The organism is Nocardiopsis sp. CC223A (genome assembly GCF_030766825.1).
Classification (GTDB): domain Bacteria; phylum Actinomycetota; class Actinomycetes; order Streptosporangiales; family Streptosporangiaceae; genus Nocardiopsis.
Map to the genome: position 1 here is coordinate 22,270 of NZ_JASFDV010000077.1, position 10,669 is coordinate 32,938.

The following is a 10,669-nucleotide window of genomic DNA, read 5'->3' on the forward strand; positions in this document are numbered from 1 at the left end:
GTGCTCAGGGGGTCGTCGTCTGTGTGTAGGGACGTGCGGTGGCGGTCGTCTCGACGGTGGTCGATCCGGCCGGGACCAGGGTGAAGGAGTAGGACATCGTGCAGGTGACGGTGACGGTGCCGCCGGAGACGCTGACGGTTCCGGCGGCCCCGGCGGAGGAGAGGAAGGACTGGGCCGCGGCGGCCGCGGCGGCCGGGTCCAGCGGGACCTCCTCGGCGCCCTCCCGGTAGGCGTTCCAGTCGAGCTGCTGGGCGCCGACCCGGGCGGCCTCCTGGGCGAGCGTGGCGGTCTGGCGCCGGGCCTGGAGGAGTTCCCCGCCCTCGTAGACCAGGCCCAGGCACGCGATGAAGGCGAGCGCCATCACCGCGACGAAGGCGCTGACCTGTCCGCGGTCGTCCCGTGCGGCGGCGGTGTTCACGGCTGCCCCCGGAAGGTGTCCACGGCGACGGTGGCGCCGCCCTCGATGGTCTGGCCGCCCGGGAAGGCGACCCCGTACAGGTCGGAGAAGTCCACCGTGCAGTGGACGGTGACGGAGACGGCGCCGCCGGCGGCCAGGCCGCCGTGGTCGACGGAGGTGGTGTGGTCGGTGCAGGCCATGCCCTGCTCCTGGAGCCCGGCGGCGGCGATCGCCGTCGCCGTGGCGGAGGCGTTCGCGGGGGTGCGCTCCAGCGAGGCCGCGCGGGCGGCGGAGTGGGCGACCTCGCCGACCGTGGCCCGCGCGTCGACGACCCGCCCGGCGAAGACCATGAGCATGGCGAAGGTCAGCAGGGCGGGTGCCAGCAGGGCCAGCTCCACCGAGGCGGACCCGCGGTCGCGGTGCCTCACGGTGCCTCACCTCCGGGGACGAAGCGTTCGACGGGGGCGACGGACACGTGCCGCACGTTCCAGGTGACCCCGGGGATGAGGCTGGGGACGGAACCGGTGACGGTGACGGTGACCTCCTCGGCACCGCGTTCGACGGCGACGTCGATGTCGGACAGGACGGAGCCGGAGGGCGCGGCCGCCGGGGCGGCCGTGCCCTCCACGGTGCGCGACTGCTCGGCCGTGCGGCGTGCGAGGTCGGCGGCGACGTGCTCGCCGTGCATCCACAGGGCGGCCTGGACGACCAGCATGACCAGGAGGAGGAGCGCCGGGGCGGCTACCGCCAGTTCGGCGCTGCCCCGGTCGTCATCGTGCTGTCGCAACGGTGTCTCCTACGGAGTGCCGAAGCTGAGGATCTCGGCATCGACGAAACTCCTGATGCCGGTGGCCGCCGCGATACCGGCCAGGATGAGGACCGCGGTGACGACCACGGTCTCGGTCGAGTAGCCGTCATCGCCCTTGGGCAGGGTCAGTGCGGTGACGATGCGGTAGTACAGCTCTTTCACGGTGTTTCTCCAAACAGGGGATCAGGTACTGAAGAGGATGAGGCTCATGGCCGGAAAGCCCAGGAGACCGAGGAAACCGGCGAACATCAGGACGACGGGCAGGCTCATCCGCTCGGTGGCGGACTGGGCTTTGGCCTCCATCTCCGCGAGGAACTGCACCCGGAGGGTCTTGGCCTTGGCCGACAGGGAGCTGCGCACGCGGGCGCCGTCGGCACCGGCCAAGTGCAGGCTCGCGGACAGTTCGGCGAACTCGGGAGTGTCGTAACGGTCCCCGAGGTCCCGGAGGATCTGCCAGACCGGGGTGCGAGTGAGGGACGCTTCCCGCAGCGCGTCGCGGATCGCGGACATCGCCCAGCCGCCACCGTTGGCCGAGGCGTCGGTCAGGGCTCCGCTGACACCCGCACCTCCGGCCAGGGAGACCACCACCAGATCGGCGAAACCCGACAGGGTGCGGCGCATCTCCTCCTTGCGCTTGATCGCCTCGTCGTTGAGGGACAGGTCCGGGGCGAACCACAGGAGCACCGCGAAACCGGCCCAGAGCAACAGGGAGATCACCGGTTCGGGCGACGATCCGAAGGAAGCGAGGAGCAGACCTGCCAACGGCGGCAGGAGGAGGCCCGCAAGGGTGCTCGTGACTTTCTCCGCGAGATAGCTCCCCGCATCGCGATCGCAGATGCGCAGGTTGCGCACGGCCCGTTTGCCGGGCAGTCCGGCAGCGTGCAGCAGTGGGACGCCGACCCGGCCGAGCCGGGTCAGGACACCGCCCTCGGAGGGACGCAGCGCGAGCCGTGCCGGGGGACGCGGTCCGGCCAGGCGCTCGGCCAGCGTCGGACGGGCCCAGCGGGCCGCGGCCAGCGCCCACAGGGCCAGGCCCAGGGCGGCTCCGGCGAGGGCCGCGGCGGTCACGGGGTTCACAGGGCGGCCTCCTTGAGCGGGTCGGGGGCGAGGACGCGCGGCCCGAGGGAGAAGCGGGACATCCGGGTCATCCACACCACGGCGGTGGCCCAGAGAGCACCGATACCCGCCAGCACGATCTGCCCGATCGCGCTATCGAACGGCGCGAGGTAGTCGGGGTTGAACAGCAGCAGGAACGCCCCCATCCCCAGCGTCGCGCCCATGATGATGCGCGAGGAGGTGCGCAGCCGCGCCCGGCTCGCCGACACCTTGACCAGCATGGCGGCCTGGTCACGGGCGGACTCGGCCAGTGCCCCCAGCAGGACGCCCAGGTCGGTGGCGTGCCGGGTGGCGGCCATCGCCAGGGCGGAGGCGACCAGGTCGCCGGTGGGGTTGTCGACGGTGCGGGCGAAGGTGTGCAGCGCGTCGCGCGGCTCGCGGCCGCGCCGCATGTCGTCGGCGAGCCGCTGTACGGCCCCGCGCAGCGGTTCGGGGGCGATGGGCGCGGTGGCCGCGACCGCCTGGTGCAGGCCCGAGGACCCGGCCATGAGGTCGCGCAGCATCTCGGTCCAGGCGGCGACCGCCTCGACGCCCTCCACCTGTTCCTTGTGCTCGGAGTCGCTGCCCAGGACCTGCGGGGCCCACCAGACCGCGGCGGCGGCCAGCGCCCCGGCCACCGGCCAGCCGGTGAGGAGCCAGGCGCCGACGCCGCCGGCGGTCGCGAAGGCGATCTTGCCGGGGCGCGGGAGCGGCCGGGAGCGGCCCCGGCGGACGCGGGCGGCGACCAGCGGGGCGGCCCACACGCACAGCAGGAACACGCCGAGTCCGGCGACGCCCCCGGCGGTGGCGAGCAGGAGCGTGTTCGTGTTCACCGGCCCCACCCCGCCGTCTCCGCCTGGAGGGCCAGGGGGTCGAAGCCGTGGTCGGCGAGCGCGTCGAGGGTGTCGGGGCTGGGCGGGGCCGCGGGGAGGCGGCCCTGGCGCGGCGAGTAGCGGTAGATCTCGTTGGAGACCACGTTCTGTCCCTCCGCCCCCACGACCTCGCGCACGCTGGTCACCCGGCGTTCGCCGGTGGGCAGCGCGGAGACGTGGACGACCAGGTGGACGGCGGACGCCACCAGCGACGCGGTCGCCTCCAGCGGCAGCCGTTCGGCGGACTGGACGGCGTAGGCGCCCAGTTTGGTGAACGCCCCCGCGGAGCCGGCGGCGTGCAGGGTGGTGAGGCTGCCGTCGTTGCCCTGGCTCATGGCGTTGAGCAGGGGGACGGTCTCGCTGCCGCGGGTCTCCCCCACGATGACGCGGTCGGGGGACATGCGCAGCGCGGTGCGGACCAGGTCGGCGATGGTGATCTCGCCGACGCCCTCGATGTTGGCGGGGCGGGCCTGGAGGGCGACGCAGTCGGGGTGGGCCTCGCGGTCGCGGTCCAGGCCGAGCTCGAAGACGTCCTCGATGGTGACCAGGCGCTCGGTCGGGGGGATCTCGGAGGCGAGGGCGCGCAGCAGCGTGGTCTTGCCCGCGCCGGTGCCGCCGGTGACGACCATGTTGCGGCGGGCGTGCACGGCGGCCCGGAAGAGGGACACCAGGGCCGGGTCGAGCGTGCCGAGCTTCTCCAGGCGGCGCAGCGACGAGTGGGTGTACCGGTGGCGGCGGATCGACACCGAGGGCTGGCGGGAGACCTCCATGACCGCGTTGAGGCGCTCCCCGCCGGGGAGCTGGAGGTCGAGGATGGGCGCCCCGGGGTCGAAGCGGCGCTCGCCGCTGGCCGACTCGGCGGCCAGGCGGCGGACCAGGGCGACGACGTCGTCGGTGTCGGCGAACAGCCCGGCGTGCAGGCGGCGGCTGCCGTCGGCGAGCCGCACCCAGGCGTCCACTCCGTTGATGTTGATGTTCTCGATCTCGGGGTCGTCGAGCAGGGGCTGGAGCGGCCCGACCCCGGTGACCTGGGCGAGCGAGGCGGCGGCGATGGCGGCCTCGGTCGCGGGGGCCAGCAGGGGGCGGCCCTCGGCCAGGGCGGCGCGGGCGGCCTCGTCGAGGATGTTGGCGATGACCCGGTCGGCGCGGGCGCGGTGCTCGGCCGGGGTGTCCGGGTCCTCGCCGCGGGTCTCCTCGCTGATCCGGCGGCCCGCCTCGGCGGACACGTAGGCGACCCACTGGGCCTCCACCCGGTCGGCCCCGGGGTCGAGGAAGCGTTCGACGGCGCGGTCGGCGAACTCGTCGGGCAGGGTCATGCGTTCACCCCCGGGGGCAGCGGTGCGTAGACCATGTGCTCGGTGCGGGCGGCGGCGAGTGTGCGCGCCAGCCGGTCGGCGGCCTTGAACAGGGGGCGGCGCTGGGGCCGGGCGATGTCGCGTTCGCCGCGCAGGAACTGGGCGGAGCGGGGGTCGTCGGGCACGCGCCCCCAGACGGCGGAGCCGAGCGCGCCGGTGATCTCGCCGACGCCGCCGCGGCCGCCGCAGACCACGACTTTGAGGTCGCGGGCGGGGAAGGCCGGGGCGAGGAGGTGCTCGCGGGCGCGGCGCAGCTCGGTGAGCCGTTCGGAGACGACGAGGACGGCGTGGTCGACCCGGGCGATGAGGGCGCGGGCCGGGGAGGAGGGGGTGAGGCGGCCCAGGTCGAGGACGGCGACCGGTGCCGCCATGGCGGCCAGCGGCAGCGGGTGCTGGCCCAGGAGCCGCACTGCGCCCTCGGCGGGGTCGGCGGTGACCGGTGCCGGGCAGACCCGGAGCCCGCCGGGGAGGATCTGGGTGTGGGCGTCGGGGTCGGCGCCGCCGCCCCGGCGCATGGCGGCGGCCAGGCTGGTCAGCCCGGGTTCGGTGGGCAGGCGGCGCCAGACGGCGACCGCCCCGCCGGAGGGGTCGGCCTCCACCAGCACCCCGGGGGAGTCACCGGGCCAGACCGCGGCCAGGGCCATGCCCACGCTGGTCGTGCCCGGGGCGCCGCCCAGGGAGAAGACGGCGACCGTCGTCGTCATCACGCCCCTCCGCGCGGGTGGACCTGCACGAGGCTGACCTGGCCGGCGGAGGCGGCCGCGGCGATGCGGGCGGCGTCGGCGGAGGAGACCAGCAGTTCGACGTTGACGGCGCCCTCGACCCCCGGGTCGGGGGCGAGGGTGCGGACCAGGGCGAGGTAGGCCTGGGGGGCGCCGTCCTCCTGCTGTTCGCCGCCGCTCACGACCACGGACACGCTGGCGCCCGCGCCCAGGGAGGCGGGGAAGCGTCCGGGTTGGAGGGTGGCGCCGACCAGGGCCCGGTCGGACTCGGGGAAGGCCGCGTCGGCGCCCAGGGCCGACTCGGGCAGGACGCCGCCTTCGACCACGGGGAGGGTGAGGGTCTGGCCGACGATCTCCTCCATGCGGGCGGCGTCCACGAAGGAGAGGCCGGAGGACACCGACATCTCCGAGACGCGCAGGTCGTCCAGGGTGAGGATGTGGCCCGCGGGGAGGTCGGTGTCGGCGACCACCACTCCGGTGCGGTCGTCGAGGCGTTCCAGGGCGATGACCCCGCTGAGAGCGCCCGCCGTCGTCAGGGTGAGGGCCAGCACCAACCACCGCCAGCGCCGGGCGCCGCCGCCGGAGAGCCGTACGGCGGGGGGCTGCTGTGTCTGCCGCCCCGCCCCGGGGGGCGGGGCCGTCGTCGTCTCGACCACGTCTGTCTCAGTTCTTCTCGGTGTCAGTGGGTGTCCGTGACGAGTCCGTGGGACTCGCGGACGGTGAGGTCGACCTCGGAGGTGCTGGTGAGCTGGTCGAGGGCGCCGCCACCGCCGCCGGAGAAGCTCCACTCGGTGTCCCAGAGCACGCGGACGGTGACGGTGCGGGCGGCCTCGGACCCGGGGGCGGTGGTGTAGACGTGCCCGCAGTCGGGGGAGGCGGAGGCGGCGTCGTGGACGGCGGGGTCGAACGGGGTGCCGGGGCCCTCGCACTCCACGGTGGAGCCGTCGCCCATGGTCCACAGGGTGCGGGCGGGGGTGGCGGTCACGGTGAGGGAGGAGTCGCCCAGGGCGGCGGAGGTGGACTCGGCGCCCCAGGTCTCGGGGTCGACCCACAGCCACAGCGGGGTGTTGACCAGGACGAGGGAGTCGGTACCCGGGGAGGTGGCGATGGTGGGCTCGGGGAGCTGGAAGGCGCCCATGGCCTCCTGGATGGTGGTGAGGGGGTCGGTGCCCTCCTCGCCCTCGGCGGCCTCGGCGAAGACCTCGTCCCAGTCGATGGCGTCCCAGTCGATCTGGCTCCAGTCCATGGACTCCCAGTCGATGGCGTCCCAGTCGACGTCGGCGTACTCGTCGGAGCCGCCCGTGCCGCCGGTCCCTCCGGTACCGCCGGTCCCCGGCGTGCCGGGGGTCCCGCCCTGTTCCAGGATCCAGCGCAGCAGGATCTCGCAGCCGTTGCCGCCGGAGGTGCCGCACTCGACGCTGCCGAGGAGGGAGCCGTCGTCATCGGCGTGCGCGGGCGCGGCGGCCAGGGCCGCGAGCACCAGTGCGGCGGCGGCCGCGGCCGCCGCGGGGGGTAGGGGTCTCAACATGATCCGGCCTCCCAGATGCGTAGTTCGGACACGCGCCAGGCGAGTCCGTCGTGGATGAGCGTGGCGTCGACCTTGCGGGGGCCCGCCGTCCCCGTGGCGCCGCCGGTCCGCCAGGCGGAGTCGTCCACGCAGTCGGCGACGACCGCGAGTTCGGGGCTCTCGACGGTGACGGTCGGCGCGAGGACGGGCTCCCCCTCGGCGGTTCCGCCCGCGGCCGCCTCGTCGAGCGCGGTCCGCATGATCTCCCGGGCGGCCCCGACCGCGTGGTCGTCGAGGGCGCGGGAGGCGTCCTGGTCGCCGTGGGAGGCCGCGACCACGGCGTCCCACATCCCGGTGTAGGCCGCCAGGGCGGCGTCCTCGTCTCCGGCGGCGGTGGCCGCGGGCGGCGGTTCCGTCTCGGCGGCGGCGCCGTCCGTTCCGGCGGCGGGCTCGGAACAGCCCGCAACGGCCAGGAGCGCGCAGGCGGCGAACGCCAGGCGGGTCGGGCCGGATCGCATCGCGGTTTGTTCCCTTCGATGTGCTCCGCCCGGGCGGGACGGGGGGGTGGGGGCTGGGGGCTGAAGCGACAGCAGGATGAGGCGGGTCCGTGGGGAGGGTCGACACCGACCGATGTGGTTTTGCGTGTGTTTGGTTGCATCTCCGACAGCCGAGAGCTTAACCAGGACGACCAAACCCAACAACCCTTTGTAAGATGAAAAACACGCAACAAAACGGCGCCCGCAGGGAACCGAAAACCGACGGCCCGGGTGAGGGCGCCCCCGGAGCGCACGCGCCGAGGATCCGCGAACAGCGAGAACCCCACGTCAACGGACTTCCGCCCGGATCAGCGCCGGCCGGGGCGGCCTTGCGCGGGTGCTCCCGCGCGGCGGCCCCGCCCCCCTGCGGAACGTGACACCCGCCACGTCCCGGCGCCCGCGGGCGGCCCGGACGCAACCCGCAGGACCGCGACAGGACACACCGTGCGCGCCCTCCCGAGCGCCGGCGAACACCCGGAAACGCGGGCGCAACACGAACGCCCGCGTGACCTCTTCCGAACGCCGCGCCCCCTCCGCACCGCTTCCTGAACACCGCGTGTTGGTGCTACCTTTACCGTCGCTTCAGGCTGATATGGCGCGGAGAGGGGGTCGGCATGCTGTTCGACCCCCAGAAGATGGGCGACTCGGCGCACACGTTCGTCAAGGTCGTGCTGGGGATCGACCTGCCCCGGGCCAGCGCGCCGGCCATGCGCGCCGCGTCGGAGATCTACGACCACCTCAACAAGCAGCTGACCGAAGACCTCTCCGACATCATGGACACGACGCGCAACCGCGTCAGGCGGAACTTCGGCGGGGCGGCCTCCGACTACTACAACCGTTCCCTGGCGGCGTTCACCAGCGGCGACAAGGACTACCTCGGCAACGCGGCGGACACGAGCCGCATGCTCTCGGCGGAACTGCGCAAGGCCGCGGCGAACGTCGACTACATGGTGGCGATGGTCTGGGTCCAGGTGGCCCAGCTCATCGCCGAGATCGCCTGGGCCATCGCGACGGCCAAGTTCACCTTCGGCGCGTCCCTGAAGTGGATCCCCATCTTCAAGGCGATCCGGAGCCTGGCCATCAGGCGGCTCCTCGCCTGGCTCCTCGTCACACTCCCCAGCCACCTGATCATCAGCCAGGTCTTCGCGAGCTTCGGGGCGCTGATCCAGCGCATCCAGATCGCCAACGGCGAACGGGACGGCTTCGACCACGACCTGCTGCGCGACGCGCACGTGGGGGCGGTGATCGAGGGGATCGTCTCCGCGGGCATCTCCGGAGGCCTGGGGGCGTTCGCGGGCGGTGGTTTCTCGAAGGTCTTCACCAGGAACATCGACGACCTGCGCGGCCTGCCGGACCCGCCGGGGATCAAGAACGGCCTGCCGGACCCCGTGCCCGTGCCCCCGGTGAAGAACGGCGTGCCCGACCCGGACCCCGTGCCCCCGGTCAGGAACGGGACACCCGATCCGCCCCCCGGCCCGCGCACGCTCAACGACGACCTCGCCGACCTCTTCACCCGCCACCGGGACGAGATGCTGGTCCCGTTCAACCCCAACTCCCCCACCGGGGCCCGGGCCTGGGACAACGCGGCCAACCAGAACGTGTTCCGCGCGGACGTGGCGGACGTGTTCCAGCGGGCCTTCGCCGAGCGCATCGGGAGCGACCAGGCCAGGCGGCTGGGCGACGACTACGCGAACACGCTGATCCGCTCCTGGGGCGACCCGGACCTGGGCTCCCGGCTCTCCAGGACGATCGGCGACCGGCTGCCCCCGCCCCTGCGCGATCACCTGTCCGACGTCCCGCAGAACCTCTCCGGTTCGCTGCACCGCAGTTCGCGGGGGTTCGTGCCGTACGTGCAGGACCTGGCCCTGGGAGCGGGGACCGGGGCCGCGGAGGGCGTCCTCAGCGAGGGCCTGGGCAGCCTGGCCAGCGGCCAGGGGTTCACCGTGACGCCCTGGTCCGCCACGTCCGGGTCGATCATGAACACGACCCACCAGCTCACCACCGACTCGGCGCTGGCGGGCATCGATGCCCTCAGCGGTCCGGGCGGCACCGTCCCGCCGCCCGTCCTGCCCGCGCCCCCGGTACCGGAGCGGCCCGCCCCGGGCACGGACGACCCGGCGGACCGGGAGACGCCGGCACCGGGGCCCGCCGACGGCGGGAACGACGGCGGCGACGGGACGCCCCCGCCCTCCGGAAGGCCGAACGCACCCGAGGTCACCGTCACCCCGCCCGAGGTCTCCGTCCCGCCCCCGAAGGTCACCGTCACCCCGCCCGTCGCCGGCGGTGGGGACACCGGCGCGTCCGGAGACGGCACCGGGCCGGAGAACCGGGCACCGGTGCGCGGCGGCACGGGCGAGGACGGGACCCGGCCGGAGGCCGCGGACACGCGCCGCCCCGGCGACACCCCCGAACCGGCGTCCGGCAACCGCGGCACCCCCGGCGAGCGCACCCCGGAGATCCGCGACACGGACGGAGAGGACGGGACCCGGCCGGAGGCCGCGGACACGCGCCGCCCCGGCGACACCCCCGAACCGACGTCCGGGAACCGCGGCACCCCCGGCGAGCGCACCCCGGAGATCCGCGACACGGACGGAGAGGACGGGACCCGGTCCACCGTGCCGGTCCCCTCCGCCGAGCAGGACGGCGAGGGCTCCCCGCCGCCCCCGGCCGCCGTGGTGCCCCCGCCCCCGGTCGGCACGGGAGGCGACCGCGGCGGTGCCGCGGCACCGCAGGGCGCGCCGCCGCCCGGACGCACCGCGGGCGAGCAGGGGCAACAGACCCGCACCGAGGGGCAACAGCCCCCGGGCACCCGGCCCGGCCCTCTCCCGGAGGAGCCCGGCACCCCCCGGGACGGCTCCTCCGGCGAGGTCACCGTCGAGTCCTCCGCACGGCCCTCGCCCCCGGAGCCCGGGGGTGTGACCACGGAGAGCACGGTGCCCGCCCGCGTCCCGTCCGCCCCGGAGGCGGGAGGTCCGGGCGACCCCGCCCCCGCCGGGACCGACCGGCCGGGGGTGACCGCTCCGGCTCCCCCGGTGGCCGGCCCCCCGTCCCCCGGACAGGGCGGGAACACGCCCCCCTTGTCGTTCGAGGACTCGCTGAACCCCTCCGACGCCGACGACACCGCCTCCCTCGGCGACGGGGACTCGGATACCTCGGACACGCCGTCCCTGTTCGACGCCGACACGTCCGAGACATCGAGCGTGGACACCGAGTGGTCGGACACCGAGGACGCGGAACCGGGAGCGGCCGCCCCCGCCCCCCTGGCCCCGAAGGACCCGGCGACCACGCCCGACGCACCGGACACGGTGCCCGGGACCGGCGTCCCGGTCCTCCCCGTGGCCGAGGGCGGTCAGGGAGGGGGCCCCGCGGGGCGCGCC

11 protein-coding genes and 1 pseudogene are annotated in these 10,669 nt (G+C 74.8%); 1 reads left to right on the forward strand and 11 read right to left on the reverse strand.

Annotation, left to right across the window (positions count from 1 at the left end):
- Positions 1–4 precede the first annotated feature (4 nt).
- The 11 genes from QJS33_RS24665 to QJS33_RS24715 are packed head-to-tail and all read right to left on the reverse strand — an operon-like array spanning position 5 to position 7,274.
- Positions 5–418, reverse strand: coding sequence for a TadE/TadG family type IV pilus assembly protein (locus QJS33_RS24665; protein ID WP_306370455.1), 414 nt, complete (start codon positions 416–418; stop codon positions 5–7).
- Positions 415–825, reverse strand: coding sequence for a TadE/TadG family type IV pilus assembly protein (locus QJS33_RS24670; protein ID WP_306370456.1), 411 nt, complete (start codon positions 823–825; stop codon positions 415–417). The genes QJS33_RS24665 and QJS33_RS24670 overlap by 4 nt, the downstream gene beginning before the upstream one ends.
- Positions 822–1,184, reverse strand: a complete 363-nt coding sequence (locus QJS33_RS24675; RefSeq protein ID WP_306370457.1) for a TadE/TadG family type IV pilus assembly protein — start codon at positions 1,182–1,184, stop codon at positions 822–824. The genes QJS33_RS24670 and QJS33_RS24675 overlap by 4 nt, the downstream gene beginning before the upstream one ends.
- 9 nt (positions 1,185–1,193) lie before the next feature.
- Positions 1,194–1,367: a hypothetical protein gene (locus QJS33_RS24680; protein WP_306370458.1), complete on the reverse strand. Its 174-nt coding sequence runs from the start codon at positions 1,365–1,367 to the stop codon at positions 1,194–1,196.
- A gap of 21 nt (positions 1,368–1,388) precedes the next feature.
- Entirely contained in the window at positions 1,389–2,282 is an 894-nt protein-coding gene (locus QJS33_RS24685) for a type II secretion system F family protein (protein WP_306370459.1), read from the reverse strand.
- On the reverse strand, positions 2,279–3,142 hold the full coding sequence (locus tag QJS33_RS24690; RefSeq protein WP_306370460.1) for a type II secretion system F family protein: 864 nt from the start codon (positions 3,140–3,142) through the stop codon (positions 2,279–2,281). Before QJS33_RS24690 ends, QJS33_RS24685 begins: the two co-directional genes overlap by 4 nt.
- Positions 3,130–4,488 carry a CpaF family protein gene (locus QJS33_RS24695; RefSeq protein WP_306370461.1) on the reverse strand — a complete coding sequence of 453 codons (1,359 nt, stop codon included), beginning with the start codon at positions 4,486–4,488 and terminating at the stop codon, positions 3,130–3,132. The genes QJS33_RS24690 and QJS33_RS24695 overlap by 13 nt, the downstream gene beginning before the upstream one ends.
- A complete protein-coding gene (locus QJS33_RS24700) occupies positions 4,485–5,231 on the reverse strand; it encodes a hypothetical protein (RefSeq protein WP_306370462.1) in 747 nt (248 codons plus the stop codon). Before QJS33_RS24700 ends, QJS33_RS24695 begins: the two co-directional genes overlap by 4 nt.
- A complete protein-coding gene (locus tag QJS33_RS24705) occupies positions 5,231–5,905 on the reverse strand; it encodes an SAF domain-containing protein (protein ID WP_306370463.1) in 675 nt (224 codons plus the stop codon). The genes QJS33_RS24700 and QJS33_RS24705 overlap by 1 nt, the downstream gene beginning before the upstream one ends.
- A 23-nt stretch (positions 5,906–5,928) precedes the next feature.
- Positions 5,929–6,777, reverse strand: a complete 849-nt coding sequence (locus QJS33_RS24710; protein WP_306370464.1) for a hypothetical protein — start codon at positions 6,775–6,777, stop codon at positions 5,929–5,931.
- On the reverse strand, positions 6,771–7,274 hold the full coding sequence (locus tag QJS33_RS24715; RefSeq protein ID WP_306370465.1) for a hypothetical protein: 504 nt from the start codon (positions 7,272–7,274) through the stop codon (positions 6,771–6,773). Before QJS33_RS24715 ends, QJS33_RS24710 begins: the two co-directional genes overlap by 7 nt.
- Positions 7,275–7,906: 632 nt before the next feature.
- On the opposite strand from QJS33_RS24715, the pseudogene QJS33_RS24720 reads away from it, so the two are divergent.
- Positions 7,907–10,669, forward strand: a pseudogene (locus QJS33_RS24720) (hypothetical protein); the annotation flags it as partial.